This window comes from Bacillus sp. 41-22 (assembly GCF_025809295.1).
Classification (GTDB): domain Bacteria; phylum Bacillota; class Bacilli; order Bacillales; family Bacillaceae_G; genus Bacillus_A; species Bacillus_A mycoides.
Genome location: NZ_CP084035.1, coordinates 1,498,897 through 1,518,271, shown reverse-complemented (window position 1 = coordinate 1,518,271; position 19,375 = coordinate 1,498,897). Strand labels below are relative to the sequence as shown.

Here is a 19,375-nt window from a genome sequence, read left to right as displayed (position 1 = left end):
TCCCCTCATTTTCTTAACTTTCGGTAATCTAAATCTCCCCGCTCTAATGCATGCATTAGCATTTCAGCACTTGCCATATTTGTTGCTAATGGGATGGCGTATACATCACATAAACGAAGTAACGCATTAACATCTGGTTCATGCGGCTGGGCTGTTAGTGGATCCCGGAAAAAAATCACCATATCCATCTCATTTTTTGCAATCATTGCACCAATTTCTTGATCTCCACCAAGAGGACCGGATTGATATCTTGTTACAACTAAACCAGTTGCCTCCATAATACGAAGTCCTGTCGTTCCTGTTGCAAAAAGTTCATGTTTTTCAAAAATTGGTTTATATGCGTATGCGAACGAAACCATATCATCTTTCTTTTTGTCATGTGCGATTAAGGCAATTTTCATCCGTTGTCTCCCCTTTAGTCGATAATATTTTCTAAACCGTACACAAGATGATCAAGGTTCATTACTGTTTCAATTGATAGTTTTACACCTGACATAAATGATGCACGGTTGAATGAATCATGGCGAACTGTTAACATTTGTCCATCTCCGCCGAACATTACTTCTTGGTGTGCAATAAGCCCTGGTAGACGTACGCTATGAATGTGAATACCGTCTACATTTGCACCACGTGCCCCTTCTAATTGTTCCGTTTCATTAGGGTGCCCTTGCTCTTTTGGTACACGATTTTGACGGATTAATTCTACTGTTTTTACAGCTGTACCAGATGGTGCGTCTAATTTTTGATCATGGTGTAATTCAATTACTTCAACATCTTGGAAGTACTTCGCTGCCATTTGAGAGAACTTCATCATAAGTACTGCACCAATCGCAAAATTTGGAGCGATAATTGTTCCTACTTCTTTTTCTTTTGCATTTTCTGTTAATTGCTTTAGTTCTTCTTCAGTAAATCCAGTTGTACCAATAACTGATCGAAGTCCACGTTCAACTGCAAGTGTCACATGTTTCTTTCCAATTTCTGGTGTTGTTAAATCTAACAATACATCTGCTTCTACTTCATCTAAACAAGTATGTAAATCCGCGTAAATAGGTGCATCTAGCGCTGGCATTCCCGGTAAATCAGAAATTTTTTCTCCGCCATGCTTATAATCAATTGCTGCTACTAAATTGAAATGCGCTGTTCTTTCCATAAGAAGGACTGCTTCATATCCCATGCGTCCTCGTGGTCCAGCGATAATTACTTTAATTTCTTTCATGCGTCTTTCTCTCCCTCATCAATACGTGTCCAACGATCTTTATCACGTGTATTAAATTTATTCATTACAATGTTATGCGCTGTTTCTAAATCAATATTTAAACTATTTGCCATACAAATCATAACAAATAAAACATCTCCAAGCTCTTCCTCAACACTTCGTTCTTTCTCAGTCGTTTTCTTTGGTTTCTCACCATAATAATGATTAACCTCTCTTGCAAGCTCTCCCATTTCTTCAGTTAAACGAGCCATCATTGCAAGCGGACTAAAATAACCTTCTTTAAATTGACCGATATATGCATCTACTTCTTTCTGCATATCTTTCATCGTTTTTGCTTCCATACTAGTCACCTCTTATTCCTTCCTCTTTCATGTTAGCCAATTCATCGCGATTTGACAAATATTATTCCCTCATATCACTATTTACGACTCTTTTTAGGATAGACTATAATAAAGTGAAACTTCTTTTGCGTGATTTTTGCAAAAGATCAGCCTGAACCAATCGGGTCCCTGCGGCTGGTTCGACCTTTTCTTCTTCGCTTTTCCCTCTACCAGCCGTTGGGACGGGATAAAGTGAAACTTTCTTTTGCATTTTTCCCGCACAATATCAGGCTGAACTAATTAAGCTCTTATACCATTCTCTATTTTTACTATCAACTAGAAATAACTTATTATTATGTTCTATCGTTTAAGAGGAGCAATGCAATCATTACATAATTAGGGGGATTTCTAAATGACATCAAATTTGAAGATTCGAAATATCATTTTTATTTTAATCGGTTCCGCTATTTTTTCTTTCGGTATTGTGAATATCAATATTGAAAATCATCTTGCAGAGGGTGGATTTACCGGCATTACGCTATTATTATATTTTAAATTTTCACTTGATCCTTCCTATACAAACTTAATTTTAAACGTCCCTCTATTTTTCATTGGCTGGAAATTACTCGGCCGAACAACATTTTTATACACATTAATCGGTACATTTAGCGTCTCTTTATTCCTTTGGGTGTTTCAGCGCTACGAGGTTCTCAACTTACATTTAAACTTGCAAAATGATATGACACTGGCTGCTTTATTCGCTGGGGCATTTATCGGCATAGGACTTGGAATTATATTCAAATACGGCGGGACTACTGGCGGTGTTGATATTATCGCAAGGCTAGCTCACAAATATGTTGGCTGGAGTATGGGAAAAACGATGTTTATGTTTGATGCGGTCGTTATCATTATCTCTATTCTTACATATTTATCATATCGCGAGGGCATGTATACGTTAGTTGCTGTTTTTATCGGGGCTAAGGTTATTGATTTCATGCAAGAAGGTGCTTATGCAGCAAAAGGAGCAACTATTATTTCTGATAAAAACGATGAAATTGCTTCAAAAATTTTATCAGAAATGGAGCGCGGAGCAACCTTTTTAAAAGCAGTTGGATCCTATACAAAAATAGAACGTAATGTACTATATTGTGTTGTTGCTAAAAATGAAATCGTAAAATTAAAAAATATCATTATTTCAGTAGATCCACATGCCTTTGTCGCTGTAAGTGATGTACACGATGTTGTTGGTGAAGGATTTACATTAGATGAAAATAAAAAACCGTTACATAATTAAATTCAGCTAGAAAAGCTCTGTAGCTTTTCTAGTTTTTTATTATAAATCTTTTAAGTTTCTCCAAATCCTCATAAATAAGCTCCAACAAACTCCGATTATAGAAAATAGAAGCTGGATGAAAGGTCGGAAAAATATGATATTCTTTTTCTGACCAAATAAATTCTGTACTGCTGCTATCTTTCAATCGCTGCACAGGTTGCTTTAACAATTCTCCATGAACATCCGTAATTTTATTATTTTTACCAACTAAACGCTGTAATGCAATATTACCAAGTGTGACAATAACCGGCTGCTGTATAAATTCCAGTTCATAATCTAGCAAAGGTGCATGGGCAAGTATCTCACCTTGATTCGGTGTTCTATTGTACTTCTTCTGTATTATTTCGCCATTTCGTTCCCTTTTCTCTCTCCATTTATAAGGTCTACTCCGGACCGCACTCGTAATATATACTTCTTCCCTTGTAACGTGAATACGTTCTAAAAATTCCATTAAATGTTTTCCCGCTCTCCCACTAAATGGAATCCCATTATGAATTTCTGTTTCACCAGGTGCTTCTCCAACAAGCATTAATTTCGGGTTTTTAGGGCCCTGTCCACTTAAAAAACCTTCTAATTGGTATGTAGCACTACGCTCCTTCACTTGTTTAACTAAATAATATGGATATTCTATGTCCGTCACCTTCTTTCATCATTCCATACTTATCTTTATTTTAACTAGTTCTATACCCCATATTCTCTCTATTATTTCCATTTGTAACATATTATAAGATTCAATCCACAAAACAAAAAAAGACTATCAAAATTGATAGTCTTTAATCGTCGCTACGCTGCATACCAGTATAAATTAATACGAGACGTAATAATTCAAATACTGCTACAGCAGCTGCTGCTACATATGTTAATGCTGCCGCATTTAATACTTTACGAGCTTGACCGTACTCATCTGTTGATACGATACCAAGTGCTTCAATTTGTTGCATTGCGCGTTTTGATGCATCAAACTCAACTGGTAATGTAACAAGTTGGAAAATAACACCTGCTGCCATTAAAATAATTCCTAGTAACAACAAACCAGACATTTGTGCAAATACACCAATTAGGACAAAAATCCATGACATGTTTGAACCAAAATTAGCAACTGGCACTAACGAATGGCGTACACGCATAAAGTTATAATCTTTCGCATCTTGAATTGCGTGTCCTACTTCATGTGCTGCTACAGCTGTACCAGCAACTGAATGACCATAATAGTTATCTGTCGATAATCTAACCGTCTTTACACGCGGGTCATAATGATCTGACAAATGACCTGGCGTTTCTTCTACGGCTACATTGTACAATCCATTTTCATCTAAAATTTTTCGAGCCACTTCCGCTCCTGTCATACCTGATGTTGAATAAACTTGTGAATACTTGCTATAGGCACTACGTACTTTTGACTGTGCATACAACGGTATGATCAAAATGATCGCGAAGTAAATTAAATAAAACATCATAAACCTCCATTGAAGTTTTAATTATAGTACTTCTCATTCTATTTTTTTCTTCCACCGTTGTCAATAAATAAACCTTACAATCCGTATCTTTATTTATGCGTATTATCTATCTTTAGAATGCAAGTTGCTTCTCCGCTTCTCTCTCTCCCCTTTATACTTTCTCCATCCAACATACGTTAAAGTGAACAAAATAAGTCCTCCAGTAATTGTCATAAACCAAATGAGAGAGGGAGCAATCTCATCTTTTTTTACTGTATGAAATATTTTTTGCAAATCACCTTTAATAATCCCTAGTTGCATTTGTCCACCTTTCGTTTTTAACATAACGTTACGAAATTCATCCAAATAAGATAAATGTGCATTTACACGCTGCGCTTCGTTTTCTGGCAGAGCAATCATTAAACTAGGATAAATAATATTAAATTCATTTAAAAATGTATTTAGCGTCTGTTGGAACTGTCCATCATCGTCTTTTTCCATCGCCTTTTCTACTTGAGAAAAAGCATTCATTATCTTTCTTTCTCTTTCCATCCAAAGTGGCTGATATTTAGATACTTGTGCATCAACAGCAAGTTGTAACGCTAACATATTATCCACTTTAACTTGCCTATCTGAATCTTCCGCGAGAGATTGTTTCGCCTTATCGTATGCTAAAGAAACGACTCTAATTTGTCCCGGAGTTACTTTTGAATTATTTTCATTCTCCTTTGATAGAAATTGCTCTGAGAAATGGTACAGTACTTGTATTGCCTTTTCATCTTCTTTTTTCTTCACTAACTGCAAAGAGTCATCTAGCAATCCAGTTAGTTCACTCCACTCTTCAGCATATATACGTACTGGAAACATTATAATTAGAAATGCTATCAGTCCAATTAATGTTCTCTTCATCCCGGTCCCCCCTATAACTACTAGTACAAAATATGTGGAATTGGACAAGAATAGAACAGAACAAAACCAAAAAATATATTATCTCTATGAAAACAAAAAAATTCTCTTTAAACAGAGAATTTTTTCTTTGAAACCCTTTTCTTTTTCACTAAATATTTATACACACCGTAACAAAGCATACTACCACCTAAAATCAATAATAAAATAATACATGCAGCATGCATAAAGAATTCTTCCGGTAACATTAAAATAACCGGATCTGTTTCAATATCAAACATCCAATAATCATTGCTAAATAAAAGCTTATGAAATAATACGAAACTCTTTTCAAAATTAATAGCAATTGGTAACGTAAGAGCTATTGGAAAAATAATTGTAAGAATCGCTCCGTGAAGTAAAAACTTTTCTTTTTTCTTTTTTAATAAATACGCTCCTCCTAATACAGCAATTACAATCGTTCCATACATTATATATTGAATCTTTACTAAAATATTTTTAACATCTACAAAATGAATGCGTCCATTTGTGGACATATCTAATGTCGGCAATTGTAATGCACCTTCATAAAACGGCGATAAATATGTAATAAGCACATCATAGTTTCTCTTAATTTCATCTTTCGTCATATCCGCTAAATCTGGAATATTTAAAAAATCAATTTCAAAATAATACAACCATTTTCCATATACAACTACCGTTGTCGCGAGAGCGAAAACAGAAAATGCTATGCTATAGGAAACTACTAAAGTGATCAATCGATCCAATATGTTTATACCGCTCTTATTTTTCTTCATTTTCTCCCCCTAAATGTCCTCACCATCATAAAGAAAACTGTTTTCGGTTCTCACGTAAGCAATAATAATATGTAATACACAGTACAGCAATACTTAACCAAAACGTAAAATAACCAATTTTCTCTACAAATAAATGCATAATCCCATATCTCGGCATTTGCCAAAATAAATAATCAATTGCATCATTATGTAATGTCCATATGCCAACTACAGTGAAGTGCCATTTTTTTATCCGATAAAACGGAGCATATAACATTCCCTGCACTGCCATCGCAAAATGAGATAACATTAACATATATCCCATAAGGCCAATAGGGCCTTTTACATAAATCATAATTGCATTTACAACAACAGCCCAAACACCATATTTTATTAAAGTAACTATCGCTAGAGCTTCTATTAACCCCCAGTTCTTCTTCATCAAAAAAGCAATTAAAACAAAGACAAAAAAGAGAGTCGCCATAGGGCTATCTGGTACAAACGGCCAAAATATAGGTGAGGTTTCTTTTAATTGATTTCCATACCATATGAATCCGTAAATTGTACCTAATATGTTAACAACCAATAAAAATAATAGTACCGAACGTTGCCTTAACATTGCATACAAGTAAGCCAATCTGTATGTCCAACACCTTTCAAACAAAGTAATTCTTTCATCGAACTCTACTCTATTATATAGCAAACTTTCCGTCATCGTAGAGTAGAAAACTGAAACAGATTAAATTTTCTTTAGAGATGGCTTTGCTATCCCTTTTCTGTTTCAGCTTCCCCTCATCAAACCGTACGTGAGGTTTTCCCTCATACGGCTTTCCGATGCTCTTCCTTCTTTAGCTTTCAGTTTGTTCTAGCTTCCTACTTTCACGAGTGTGTATGTTATTTTCTTCATCAAGTCCTTGATACGACCATGTTTCTTTCGAACATTTCTTTTCTTATTCCAGAAAAGGTTAAGCCGTTCTAAGACGTACCAATCTATTTTACCGAGCCACTTCTGTCCAATTGAAGATAGGCTATAATAATTTTTGAATCCTTGTAGAATTCTATTTAAACCTTTCACCATCAAACAGTGCCCAGCTTAGCTGGGTACGCAAAATAAAAAGCTGACCACAGATTTTGTAGTCAGCTTTTCTATTATTTTTTATTATACTTTGCAACGAATTCCGAAAGCTTTTTCAGTTCCTCATCTGTACCTTTAAATACACCTTTAGGCATTGAACCTTTTCCATCTTTCGCAATTTTAGCGATTTCTTCTGGTTTTAAAGTTAAGTTTTGCAAAGCCGGTGCTGCCGCTCCGCCCTGTAAATTGTCACCATGACATGTTAAACAAGTATTTTTTTGCATCAACTTGTAGCCGTCATCATTTTTATCAACTGGTGCTGTTTTTACAATTGCTCCTTGTTTTTTTGCAGCTTCCCAATCGTGGTGTGCTACAGATTCCCAAGTTAAAAAAATAATCGATGCAATTGCTAAAAGCATAAACCCCGTTGCTACAGGACGCTTCAATGGTGCTCTTTCTGGGCCTCGATCTAGAAACGGAGCTAATAGTAACGCTCCAAACGCAATCCCCGGCATAATAAACGCACCAATTACAGTAAATGAGCCTGAAGCATACGAATACTTTAATAACTGATACAAGAATAAGAAATACCAATCTGGAAGTGGTATATAGCCTGCATCTGTAGGATCCGCCATTCTCTCAAGCGGTGACGGATGCGCCACTGTTAAACATAAATAACCGACTAAAAAAACTGCACCAACCATCCATTCTTTTAACAAGAAATTCGGCCAAAACGCTTCTGTTTTCCCTGGATATTCAGAATAATCTTTTGGAATATTTGGTTTCCGGGCTACTGGTACCCGAGAATCTCCTACAAACTTCATCCCTTTGCCGCGATGCATAATCTCCCTCCTTTTGTTCTTTCCCCTTTAATTTAGCAATCTCTTATAGCGGACCGGAAATACCTTGTTTGCGAATCATGATGAAGTGGAAGGCCATTAAACCTAGAAGTGCTGCTGGTAAGAAGAAGACGTGAATAGCAAAGAAGCGAGTTAATGTTTGAGCGCCAACGATTTCGGAATGACCAGCGAGTAATGTTTTAATATAAGGACCAATGAGCGGCGTTTGCTCTGCAATTTGAATCCCTACTTTCGTAGCAAATAACGCTTTCATATCCCACGGTAATAAATATCCGGTAAAACCAAGACCTAACATAACAAAGAAAATAAGAACACCAACAATCCAGTTTAACTCACGAGGCTTTTTATACGCACCTTGGAAGAAAACTCTGAGTGTATGTAAAAACATCATTACAATTACGAGACTAGCACCCCAGTGATGCATACCACGAACAATTTGCCCGTAAGCTACTTCATTTTGTAAATAATAAACCGACTCCCAAGCATTTTTAATATCCGGCACATAATACATCGTCAAAAACATTCCGGACAAGATTTGAATTACTGTAACGAAAAAGGTAAGTCCTCCAAAGCAATAGACGAATGCAGAAAAGTGATGTGCCGGGTTAACATGCTCAGGTACTTCATGATCAGCGATATCACGCCATATCGGTGTAATATCTAAACGTTCGTCCACCCAATCATAAATTTTATTTAGCATCTACTTTGCACCCCCTCTTGGCTTCGCTTTTCCTAAATACAGCGTTCCATCTTTCACTTTAGACTCGTACACATCAAGCGGAGCAAGAGGCGGTGTGCCTTTAATGTTCATCCCATCTTTTGTGTAACGTCCCCCGTGACACGGGCAAAAGAATTGATTAGGATGTGCTTTGTCCGAATTCCAGTTCACTGTGCAACCTAAATGTTTACATACTGGCGAAAACGCAACAATTTCTCCACTTTCATCTTTATGCACCCAAGCAGATTTTGGCTCTTCAGACTTGTACCATCCGTCAACCTGCTTCACCTTAAAATCGAAGCGCTTCGGCTCTGTTGTAATATCCTTTACTTGTCCAACAGCAACCATATCTGTTCCCGCTTCTTTTCTTAACACCGGATCAAGCGCAAACCTCGTCATCGGCATTAAAATACCCGCCGCCATAAAGCCTCCTACCCCTGTAAGTGTGTAATTTAAAAACTGTCTTCTTGACACACGATGTTCTTTCTCGCTCACGAAAATTTCCCCCCTCTATCAGAAATTGTCCCCTCGTGAAAAAATTATATAAAAAATAAAAACTAGGACACTATCATGATATAATACCCTCTTGTATAGGTCAATATCATACTACTCATAATAATAAGAACTTTCTGTTTATTATTATTTTATCCATCTTTCTTCCAACATTTCCATAATATTTTTTATGTGTGCACGAATAACTTCCCTTTTCGCTTGGTCACTAAATTGGTCTAATGATAACGATGGAAACCAAAATAAATCACCCTGCACATCTCTCATATCTTCTTTCCATGAAAAGTCACTTGTCACATAGGCAATATGCTTAAAACCTTGCCTTTGCAAATGATCTGTCCATTCTTGCAAACGGTCTTTTTCATTCTTTTGGCTCTCTACCAAATACGTAAATGCGGGCAGTAAAAGCACTCTTCCTTTATACTCCCTTTCCAACTCCATACTCAAAGCCTCAATAAATTCACCTTGCTCTACAACCATTTTCATCCCTTTTGCTGCCGAAATAGACAAAAGGGGTATAATCCCTGTATCTACATACTCCCTCGCTTGCTCAAACTGTTCTACATCTTTTACAATCCATTTCACCTTTTCTCCCCTCCTCCATTTGAAATAACAGAACTTTCACTTTATATATATTAAACCATACTAAAAGAGGTAAAAAAAGAAAAACTACCTATTATTAAGTAGTTTTTCTTAAAAAGTCTGAATTTCGTAAAGATTACATAATCAAAATGAATTCTATAAAATCTTCAACTCTGCTGTTAACCTATGAAATGCTTCCTTATCTTGCTTATCCAAAGCTTCATCAATTTGTTTCAAAAGACGTTCTCTTCTAAATGAGAATACACTTTCTTCTAAAAATCGTTCTGCAAGCAATCGATCTTTTTCATTCACTTCAATATGCTTTGGCAAATATGGGTTTTCTTCTAATACAGCTACATAGTTTGCATTTTGGAACGATGATTTAAAATTAAGCTGAATATAAATATCCTCATCTCGATTCAAACGAATATCATGAAACGATTTTTCTGCATCTGTTGTCATTACATTTTGTTTGAAAAAGTGAAACGGTGTGTCTTTCACACAATTTGCTGACATTACTAAGCCACGCGGACAATATTTTGCATGTTCTACGAAGTGGACTTTATGCATTAATTGATCGTGACTCATTAAATAATTCAAAATCCATACACATTCACGCTGTTTCAGTTGGTAATTATTCAAAAACCATTTTACAAAATCCTTCTTCTCGTTTACAGAAACAGGGGTATTCATAGCGATTAAGTCCCTCCTCTGTCTTTCTCTTTTCTTTTTAGATTCAAGAAGCGGCATTCAGTTTCCTTCCAACTTATGAAAAATCCTCTAAATTATATAACAATTCTTCAATATGAATTTGTGTCGGGTCTAGTTGTATTAACTGCGTAAATACTTCTTTCGCCTCTTTTCGCATTCCTTCTTCTAATAAGAAATAACCGTACTCTTCCAAGAAATCTGGATGATTCTTAAAAGAAGTATATGCACTTTCATAGTGTTTTAATGCATCCGAATACATTTCTAATTGTTTTTTTGCAAATGCAAGATCCCAAAGTAGTTGTGTATCTGGTTCTCCACTGTCAATTGCACGCTCTACAACTGCAATTAGCTCTTCGTATTTCTCTTGTTCTTTTAAAATATACGCATATTTTAATATCGCACCTAAATGTCCCGGATCTAGCTCCAGCGCTTTTTGAAGCACTTCTTCTGCCTCCGCTATTTTACCTAATTTCGCCGCAATATTCGCTAATTCTACATAGAAAGGAACAGACAGCTCATCTACTTTAATTCCTTCTTGAAGTGTTTCATAGCTTTCTTGAAGCATGCCTTCTTTTTCATAGCTTTTCGCTAAATACATGTATAACGATGCGTATTCAGGATCTAATTCTTTTAATTCTTGCCAAGCACCAATTGCTCTTTGATATTCTTCTCCTTGGTATAATGTGAAGGCATATCCAAATAATGAGTGAATATCTTTTTGCTCTTCTAACCCCGCTTCATAGTAAGAGATTGCCTCTTCCCAGTTTCCAATAGCACTTAAAGTTTCTGCTAGACGAAGCGCAATGACAACACCACCCATAACTTTATGTTCTGCTAGTAACGATTCATAATAAGTGATCGCCTTTTGCTCTTCACCTTTACTACTATATAATTCTGCTAACCCAAACGTAATAACAGGTTCGTCTGGCATCATTTCTTTCGCCTTTAATAGTTTTTGTTCTGCTACATCATCAAAACCTTGCATTTGGAATAAATCCGCTACAAGTAATAACGATTGAACATATAAATCATCGTTTTCTGGAATATCATGAAGCACTTCAATCGCTTCATCTTCTTTATCTAAATCAATATATAATTCTGCTAAAAATACCGTAAATTCACTTTCTTCCGGATATAGCAAGCGTAAGTCTTCAGTAATTGCTAACGCCTCATCCATAAACCCAAGTGTATGATAGTAACGAGCGATATCATACTTCTCTTCATCATTAGCAACTCGTAGTTGTTCTTTTAATAATTGTAATCCTTTTTCTGCTTCACCGTTTTCAATATAAGAAACAGCCTGTTCAAACTTTTGCATAAACGTCTCCTTTAATTCAAAAAATATTCTCTTCTGTTCATTTATCATAAGCAACTAGGTGTAAGAACGCAACCTTTTGAGTGAACTACCTCTTCCTATACTTTCTCTCATAGCGCAGCTAATTGTTCGAAAAATTCCGGATACGATACAGCGACCGCATCACTATTCTCTATTTTCACTTCTCCATCTATAATACACGATGCGATTGCAAGCATCATCCCAATACGATGATCGCCGTGACTATTAACAGTATTTCCTTTTAAACTTTGTTTACCATATATAATCATACCATCTGGTGTAGCTTCAATCTTCGCACCTAATTTGCCTAATTCATCTACAACCGTATCGATACGATTTGTTTCTTTTACTTTTAACTCCTCAGCGTTTTTAATAACAGTAATTCCTTCTGCCTGCGTTGCTAATAAAGCAATTACAGGAATTTCATCAATTAATCTTGGAATAAGAGTTCCGCCAATTTCTATTCCTTTTAGTTTAGATGTTTCAATCGTAATATCCCCGCACGGTTCAAACTCTTCATTTCTAATATGATCGATAGAAATAAGTGCACCCATCTTTGTTAATACATCTAAAACCCCTGTTCTCGTCGGATTTAAACCAACATTTTCCAATACAAGCTTACTATTTTGGACAATTGCACCAGCTACTAAGAAAAATGCCGCCGAAGAAATATCCCCTGGAACTTCTATGTCTGCACCTTTAAGTTGTTGTCCACCTTTTAATGAAACAGTCCGTCCATTAACATCTACGGTACAACCGAATGCACGCAACATTCTTTCCGTATGATCACGAGATTGCATAGGCTCTGTTACCGTAGTAATCCCTTCCCCTTGCAAACCCGCAAGTAAAACTGCTGACTTCACTTGTGCGCTTGCTACTGGTGAATGGTAATGCATACCTTTTACCTTACCACCGCGAATAGATAAAGGTGTATATTGTCCGTTTTCTCTACCATCAATTTGAGCATTCATCTGACTAAGCGGGTCTGTAACACGTTTCATAGGACGTTTTCCAATTGATGCATCACCAATTATCGTACTATGGAACGGCGTATTTGCTAAAATCCCAAGCATAAGACGAATAGTCGTCCCTGAATTCCCCACATCTAATACTTCTTTCGGTTCTTGTAAATTATGTAATCCTTTACCGTAAATCGTGACATCGTTACCAAACTGTTCAATCTGGACACCTAGTTTTTGAAAACATGCAATTGTACTTAAACAATCTTCTCCTAATAAAAAATTTGATACTTTCGTCGTCCCTTCCGCTATCGCTCCAAACATAACAGAGCGATGCGAAATAGATTTATCTCCTGGAACAACAATTTTCCCATTCAAACTATTTTTTCGTCCTACTAGTTTCAAACTGTATCCTCCTCACATTTTAAATAAGTTATATGTACAATAGTTCTTCTTATACGTCTACTTCTATTGTAACGTTTTCTTTCTTGAACGTGCAAACAACTCCCCTTATTGCAGTTCAAATGAAAAAGGCTCCTGTAACAGGAGCCTCCACCATTTCTTAAGAATATGTTTCTTCTTTCTTCACTTGTTCTTTTACAAGTTCCGTAAGTAATTCAATAATCTCATCATTTTCTTCTTTTAATCCAACAGTAATACGAATACCATCATGCATACCAAATGCTGCACCAGAACGAACGATATATCCTTTTTTCATTAATCGTTCGAAAGCTTCATTACCAGGTATACCAAGTTTCAAGAAAATGAAATTCGTTTGAGATGGATAGTAGAATACGTTATATTCCTTACAAAATGCATAATATTGATTTAATCCTCCGGCATTTTTCTTCACACACTCTTGTAAAAACTGTTGATCCTCTATTGCCGCTAATGCTACCGCTTGGGCGATAGTTGATGTGTTAAATGGTAGTCTTGCTACCTCTAGCTGCCCAATAAGCTTTGCATCACCAATCGCATATCCAATACGAAAAGCAGCTAATCCATATGCTTTTGAGAATGTGCGTAGCACCATAAGATTTTCGTACTTTTCAAGAAGAGGTAATGTTTGCGGATAATCTTCTGCCCCAGCATATTCATAATATGCTTCGTCCATAATAACGAGCGCTGACTTTGGAACTGATTCTAAAAATGAAAGTAATTTTTGTTTTTCTACATATGTACCTGTCGGATTATTCGGATTACAAACCCATACAATCTTCGTTTTCTCATCTACTTGTTGTAACATTGCATCTAAATCGTGAATGCCATCTTTAAGTGGTACTTCACGAACTTCTGCTCCTTCAATAACAGCATGGTGATGGTATTGCGAGAACGTAGGGTTCGCCATTACAATATTTGTTCCATTATGTAGCAAAGCACGACTAATCATTTGAATGACTTCATCTAGCCCACTACCAAATAAAAGTTGTTCCGCTTTTACACCTAAATGCTCTGCTACTTTCTCACGAAGCTCAAATGCCGCCCCGTCCGGATAGAGTGCATATTGATTAACTAACGAAGTTAATGCTTCTGTCACACGCGCAGAGCAGCCAAACGGATTTTCATTCGATGCTAGTTTCACAATTTTTGACAATCCGTATTCTCTTTTTACTTCCTCAATATTTTTCCCAGGTACATATGCTCTCAAAGTTAACAATTGCTCTTTTACTCTCACTTTTCTTCCCCCAGTCATTGATATGATTTATAATGTCTTACTGTCATCTTTAATCATAACCGTCACCATTACGAGAATACCTTTAAATATGCATTTCATACCTGTTCTATGACTTTTTACACCATATCCTTTTGAAATGCTTCTAACGCAATATGAACAGTCTCATCTGAAATAGATACGACATTCACTCCCCCATATTCCTGCATAAGCACCATATGAATTGTTCCAGCATTTGCTTTTTTATCTTGTTTCATCAACTGAACGAGACGTTCTACATTCAAGTCACTTGGCATTTTTGGATAACCGTATTTCAAGAACCACTGCTTCATTTCTTCATAAGAAAGATCAACTTTGTACACTTGCTCACTTAAAAACATAGCAAATAGCATGCCAACCGCTACTCCATCACCGTGAGTAATATTCCCATATCCTAACTCTTTTTCAAGAGCATGTCCTAACGTATGCCCAAAATTCAAATGGGCACGTACACCTTTTTCTGTTTCATCTTGCGACACAATATTCGCTTTCACAGGAATCGCCTTCGTTAATATATGAATTAACTTTTCATCACGAAGATCCGTTAACGTTTGCACTTCTTCTTTTAACCAATGATATAGCTCTACATCACCAATAAGAGCATGCTTTATCACTTCTGCATAACCTGATCGCCACTCTTTTTCAGGAAGTGAATGTAAAAATGGCGTATGATATACAACAGCTTCTGGCTGATGAAACGCTCCAATCATATTTTTCCCTAGTGGATGGTTAATTGCTACTTTCCCGCCTACTGCGCTATCGTGAGCTAATAAAGTCGTTGGAACTTGGACAAAGCGAATACCACGCATAAACGACGCGGCAACAAATCCAGCCAAATCTCCAATCATTCCGCCTCCAAGTGCGATGATTAAAGAATTTCTATCTAATTTATTTTCAAGAGCCGAAGTGTGAGCCTCATAGAAATTTTCAAAAGACTTCTCTTTTTCGCCACTCGGTACAACAAACGAAAATACTTTTTGCTCTACTTGCAATGCATCAACAACTGTCTGTAAAATGCAGTGATGCAACAGCTTCATCAGAAATGATCATTATGTTAGATACTGCAGGATTCATTTTTTGAATAAGCGTTGTTAAGTGTGACAACGCCTCCCTTCCAACATGTACATCATATTCTTTTGATTTCGTTTGAATATGTATGTTCTCCATTAAAATCCCCTCGCATATTCATTATGTTTCTCAATATTTTCACGTATAAGATCGATACGATCTAATCCAAATTGTTCAATTAAAGCTGTTGCGAGCTCCCAAGCCACAACAGCTTCAGCCACAACGCTAGCTGCTGGCACTGCACAACTATCTGAACGTTCAATACTCGCTGTAAAAGGTTCTTTCGTATCAATATCAACACTTTGAAGCGGTTTATATAATGTCGGTATCGGTTTCATAACACCGCGCACAACAACCGGCATACCAGTTGTCATGCCACCTTCTAATCCACCTGCATTGTTCGTTTGTCTTCTGTACCCTTGCACTTCATCCCAAAGGATTTCATCATGCACTTCACTTCCAGGTCTATGTGCTGCTTCAAAACCAATTCCAATTTCAACACCTTTAAAAGCGTTAATACTCATAATTGCCGCTGCTAATTTTGCATCTAATTTTCTATCATAATGTACATAGCTACCTACTCCAATTGGCATTCCTTCTACAACTACTTCAACAATACCACCGATAGAATCACCATTTGCCTTCGCATCATCAATTGCTTGCATCATCTTTTTACCGGCCTCTTCATCTAAACAACGTACAGGAGATGCTTCTGTAGTACTTTGTAATTCCACAATAGAGTTATATGTAATATTTGCTGCCTGTACACCACCAATCTCGATAACATGTCCCGCTACTTGTATACCTAATTCCGCTAATATTTTTTTTGCAACTGCACCAGCTGCAACACGAACTGTCGTTTCACGTGCTGAAGAACGCTCTAATACATTCCTCATATCTCTATGACCATATTTAATCGCACCATTTAAATCTGCGTGTCCAGGTCTAGGTTTCGTAACTTGCCTTTTCATTTCTTTCTCTTCCTGCTCAGTTAACGGCTCTGCACCCATAACCTTTGTCCAATGTGTAAAATCACGATTTTCAACAACAAGTGCAATCGGTGACCCCATCGTCTTCCCATGCCTAACACCACTTACAATTTGCACTTGGTCTTTCTCAATTTGCATGCGTCTACCGCGTCCATATCCTTTTTGTCTTCTAGCTAATTCTTCATTTATATCATTCGCTACTAAAGATACCCCTGCCGGAACACCTTCTAAAATTGTCGTAAGTTGCGGACCGTGGGATTCACCAGCTGTAATATATCGCATACGTTATTCCTCTTTTCGCATATGTATTTATCCCGCTACATAAAGCAGCTATATTATCTTCCATCACTCTTTAAAATACAAAGAAATTATATAGTAAATCGAATGTTTGCTTTCCCTACTTGTAATTGTTCGATTATTTTCATAATAGTAGACCTTTTACTTTACATACCAATATATCATAACAGCCCTAACTTCGTAACTGATCGAAATAAAAAAAGTGCAAGAAGAATACCCCTATTCTTCTCACACTTTTTACTATTATCACAGTTATTAAAGCGTTTACAAATTATTTCAAAATAATTAGTAAATCCATTGATTCATTAATTTTGAGTAGTCTACTAATTCTTCTTCCTTAAAGAAAATAGCAATCTCGCGTTCTGCACTTTCTAAAGAATCCGAACCGTGGATAATGTTTTTCGCAACAGTTACACCGAAATCTCCACGAATTGTTCCAGGAGCAGCTTCATGTGGTCGTGTTTTACCCATCATATTGCGTGCTGTATCTACTACACCTTCACCTTGCCATACCATTGCGAATACAGGACCAGATGTAATAAAGTCTACTAATTCACCAAAGAAAGGTCTTTCTTTATGCTCACCGTAGTGTTGTTCAGCAATTTCCGGAGTAACTTGCATTAATTTTGCACCAACTAATTGAAAGCCCTTTTTCTCAAAACGAGCTACAATTTCCCCAATGAAGGCACGTTGTACACCGTCTGGTTTTACCATTAGAAATGTTTTTTCCATAAAAAATCTCTCCACTTCTGAATTATGTATGTAATTGTATATCCCCACACACATATTAACACCCTTATCACAATTGCGCAATAGTTTTGAAATAGAGAGATTATTTTATTTTTTAGACAAAACACTAAAATTTTCGTTTTCCAATATACTTTGCGACATTTTGCAACGCATACTTCGCCTGTCCACGAGGGAGTGGTTTTATTATTTCTAATGCTTTATGTAAATAACGTTCACTAAACGAAAATGCTTTATCAATAGCTTCGCTCGCTTTAATATCATCAATAATTTCTTTCATTTCACTTGCTGTTGTATTTTCATGCACAGATGTAATTTTTTGACGAAGAACTGGATCTTCCATGGCATACAAAACAGGTAATGTAATGTTACCTTGTAATAAATCACCACCAGCAGGCTTTCCAAGCTTCTCTTCTGTCGATACGAAATCTAAAATATCATCAATAATTTGATAAGACATACCAACAAAATATCCGTACCAAAATAGACGATTTACAGTATCACGATTAGCACCAGCAGCAATCGCTCCCAACTGACAACTTGCGGCGATTAACAATGCTGTTTTTCGTTTTATCCTTCTTAAATACGTTCTTAAATTTTGATCATAGTTATACTTATCTTTAATTTGTTCGATTTCACCTTTACAAACTTCTAAAATTGTATGAGACAACGCTTGATGTGCATCTGGAATTTCTATATTTGTTATACATTCAAGAGACTTCGCAAACAAGTAGTCTCCTGTATACATTGCAATACGATCTCCCCATTTCGCATTCACTGTTGCGCTACCGCGTCGTAAAAACGCAGCATCAATGACATCATCGTGAACAAGCGAAGCCATATGAATTAGTTCTAATGCAACCGCAACATGCTTAATTGCATCTAACTTATAATCCCCAAATTTCCCTGCAAGCAAAACAAAAACAGGGCGAATCCGCTTCCCACCTGCTTCAATAAGCTGTAATGCCGCTTCTTCTACTAACGGCTGCTCAGAAGCAACTGTCTTCTTCAATTCTTTTTCTATAACATTAATATCCGATCGTAAAAAAGAGTACATAAGTTGTAACTTCATATTGTTCACCTTAACCTAAAACGTCTTTTTTCTATTTTCTATTTTGATTCTGGTTTAATACCTAAATGCATAGCTGCTACACCAAAAGTAAATGGTTTCACTTGCACATTCTTAAGCCCAGCTTCTTCAAACATACGTGCTAACTCTTTCATCCCTGGGAATGTACTAGCAGATTCCTGAAGCCATGAATATTCTTTATAACTTTTCGCAAACATCTTTCCAAATAACGGCATGATATATTTAAAGTATAAGACATATCCTTGACGAAAACCTATCATCGTTGGTTGAGATGTTTCCAGGCAAATTACTTTTCCACCAGGCTTTACTACACGCGTCATTTCTTTTAATACTTGCATGTAATCCGGAACGTTACGTAACCCAAAACCAATCGTTACATAATCAAACGTATTATCTTCATAAGGAAGTTCCATTGCATTTCCATGCATAAGTTCTACTTGCTTTAATTCTAAAGCTTCTACCTTTTGTTTACCGACAGCTAGCATATTTTCGCTAAAGTCTAAACCGTAAACCTTCCCATCTTCACCTACAGCTCCCGCTAGTGCAATTGTCCAATCTGCCGTCCCGCAGCATACGTCAAGTGCCTTACTCCCGGGTTTCACATCCATAATTCGCATCGTTTCTTTGCGCCATGCCTTATGCCTTTGAAAACTAATTACAGAATTCATCACATCGTATTTATCAGAAATTTTCTCAAATACGTCATGTACTCTTTCTTCTTTTGATTGTTGCATG

The 19,375-nt window shown here is 36.5% G+C and carries 21 protein-coding genes and 1 pseudogene; 1 reads left to right on the top strand and 21 read right to left on the bottom strand.

Features of this window, described 5'->3' with window-relative positions:
* Positions 1-5: 5 nt before the first annotated feature.
* From mgsA to LCF45_RS07805, 3 genes are read right to left on the bottom strand one after another with little or no spacing between them, the layout of a single operon-like run.
* Entirely contained in the window at positions 6-401 is a 396-nt protein-coding gene (gene mgsA / locus LCF45_RS07815; RefSeq protein ID WP_000684753.1) for a methylglyoxal synthase, read from the bottom strand.
* A gap of 14 nt (positions 402-415) precedes the next feature.
* Positions 416-1,216, bottom strand: coding sequence for a dihydrodipicolinate reductase (gene dapB / locus LCF45_RS07810; protein ID WP_002126457.1), 801 nt, complete (start codon positions 1,214-1,216; stop codon positions 416-418).
* Positions 1,213-1,557 (bottom strand): nucleotide pyrophosphohydrolase, encoded by a 345-nt coding sequence (locus tag LCF45_RS07805; RefSeq protein WP_002011846.1) that lies wholly within the window; start codon positions 1,555-1,557, stop codon positions 1,213-1,215. The genes dapB and LCF45_RS07805 overlap by 4 nt, the downstream gene beginning before the upstream one ends.
* Positions 1,558-1,948: 391 nt before the next feature.
* On the opposite strand from LCF45_RS07805, the gene LCF45_RS07800 reads away from it, so the two are divergent.
* Complete coding sequence (locus LCF45_RS07800) at positions 1,949-2,830, top strand: YitT family protein (RefSeq protein WP_002011845.1); 882 nt, start codon at positions 1,949-1,951, stop codon at positions 2,828-2,830.
* 28 nt (positions 2,831-2,858) lie between these two features.
* On the opposite strand, the gene LCF45_RS07795 is transcribed toward LCF45_RS07800, so the two are convergent.
* The 18 genes and pseudogenes from LCF45_RS07795 to menG all read right to left on the bottom strand — a co-directional run bounded on the left by LCF45_RS07795 (position 2,859) and on the right by menG (position 19,374).
* Positions 2,859-3,509, bottom strand: a complete 651-nt coding sequence (locus LCF45_RS07795) for a uracil-DNA glycosylase (RefSeq protein ID WP_002011844.1) — start codon at positions 3,507-3,509, stop codon at positions 2,859-2,861.
* Between the two features lie 133 nt (positions 3,510-3,642).
* The gene (locus tag LCF45_RS07790) at positions 3,643-4,323 is read right to left on the bottom strand and encodes a zinc metallopeptidase (RefSeq protein WP_263894730.1); all 681 of its coding nucleotides are present in this window, start codon (positions 4,321-4,323) and stop codon (positions 3,643-3,645) included.
* Positions 4,324-4,428: 105 nt separating this feature from the next.
* Positions 4,429-5,214, bottom strand: a complete 786-nt coding sequence (gene ypjB / locus LCF45_RS07785; protein WP_002168786.1) for a sporulation protein YpjB — start codon at positions 5,212-5,214, stop codon at positions 4,429-4,431.
* A gap of 107 nt (positions 5,215-5,321) precedes the next feature.
* On the bottom strand, positions 5,322-6,008 hold the full coding sequence (locus LCF45_RS07780; protein ID WP_002064533.1) for a lipoprotein intramolecular transacylase Lit: 687 nt from the start codon (positions 6,006-6,008) through the stop codon (positions 5,322-5,324).
* 25 nt (positions 6,009-6,033) lie between these two features.
* Positions 6,034-6,624, bottom strand: coding sequence for a lipoprotein heptaprenylglyceryl N-acetyltransferase LhaT (locus LCF45_RS07775; protein ID WP_002126441.1), 591 nt, complete (start codon positions 6,622-6,624; stop codon positions 6,034-6,036).
* Positions 6,625-7,136: 512 nt separating this feature from the next.
* On the bottom strand, positions 7,137-7,904 hold the full coding sequence (gene qcrC / locus LCF45_RS07765) for a menaquinol-cytochrome c reductase cytochrome b/c subunit (RefSeq protein ID WP_002011836.1): 768 nt from the start codon (positions 7,902-7,904) through the stop codon (positions 7,137-7,139).
* Positions 7,905-7,947: 43 nt separating this feature from the next.
* Positions 7,948-8,622, bottom strand: coding sequence for a menaquinol-cytochrome c reductase cytochrome b subunit (gene qcrB, locus LCF45_RS07760; protein ID WP_000932700.1), 675 nt, complete (start codon positions 8,620-8,622; stop codon positions 7,948-7,950).
* Positions 8,623-9,135, bottom strand: a complete 513-nt coding sequence (qcrA, locus tag LCF45_RS07755; protein ID WP_002011835.1) for a menaquinol-cytochrome c reductase iron-sulfur subunit — start codon at positions 9,133-9,135, stop codon at positions 8,623-8,625.
* A 144-nt stretch (positions 9,136-9,279) separates the two neighbouring features.
* Complete coding sequence (locus LCF45_RS07750; protein WP_002126440.1) at positions 9,280-9,735, bottom strand: YpiF family protein; 456 nt, start codon at positions 9,733-9,735, stop codon at positions 9,280-9,282.
* Between the two features lie 153 nt (positions 9,736-9,888).
* Entirely contained in the window at positions 9,889-10,425 is a 537-nt protein-coding gene (locus LCF45_RS07745) for a ReoY family proteolytic degradation factor (protein WP_002086615.1), read from the bottom strand.
* A 73-nt stretch (positions 10,426-10,498) separates the two neighbouring features.
* Positions 10,499-11,761, bottom strand: a complete 1,263-nt coding sequence (locus LCF45_RS07740; RefSeq protein WP_002086616.1) for a tetratricopeptide repeat protein — start codon at positions 11,759-11,761, stop codon at positions 10,499-10,501.
* A gap of 107 nt (positions 11,762-11,868) precedes the next feature.
* Positions 11,869-13,143 (bottom strand): 3-phosphoshikimate 1-carboxyvinyltransferase, encoded by a 1,275-nt coding sequence (gene aroA, locus LCF45_RS07735; RefSeq protein ID WP_088291307.1) that lies wholly within the window; start codon positions 13,141-13,143, stop codon positions 11,869-11,871.
* 157 nt (positions 13,144-13,300) lie between these two features.
* The gene (gene hisC, locus LCF45_RS07730) at positions 13,301-14,413 is read right to left on the bottom strand and encodes a histidinol-phosphate transaminase (protein WP_263894729.1); all 1,113 of its coding nucleotides are present in this window, start codon (positions 14,411-14,413) and stop codon (positions 13,301-13,303) included.
* 116 nt (positions 14,414-14,529) lie between these two features.
* Positions 14,530-15,616 (bottom strand): annotated as a pseudogene (gene aroB / locus LCF45_RS07725) (3-dehydroquinate synthase).
* A complete protein-coding gene (gene aroC, locus LCF45_RS07720) occupies positions 15,616-16,788 on the bottom strand; it encodes a chorismate synthase (RefSeq protein ID WP_078203018.1) in 1,173 nt (390 codons plus the stop codon). Before aroC ends, aroB begins: the two are co-directional and overlap by 1 nt.
* Before the next feature lie 300 nt (positions 16,789-17,088).
* A complete protein-coding gene (gene ndk / locus LCF45_RS07715; RefSeq protein WP_000415879.1) occupies positions 17,089-17,535 on the bottom strand; it encodes a nucleoside-diphosphate kinase in 447 nt (148 codons plus the stop codon).
* A gap of 124 nt (positions 17,536-17,659) precedes the next feature.
* Positions 17,660-18,622, bottom strand: coding sequence for a heptaprenyl diphosphate synthase component II (gene hepT / locus LCF45_RS07710; protein ID WP_002011823.1), 963 nt, complete (start codon positions 18,620-18,622; stop codon positions 17,660-17,662).
* Positions 18,623-18,660: 38 nt separating this feature from the next.
* Positions 18,661-19,374, bottom strand: a complete 714-nt coding sequence (gene menG / locus LCF45_RS07705; protein WP_002086620.1) for a 2-heptaprenyl-1,4-naphthoquinone methyltransferase — start codon at positions 19,372-19,374, stop codon at positions 18,661-18,663.
* Position 19,375 lies beyond the last annotated feature (1 nt).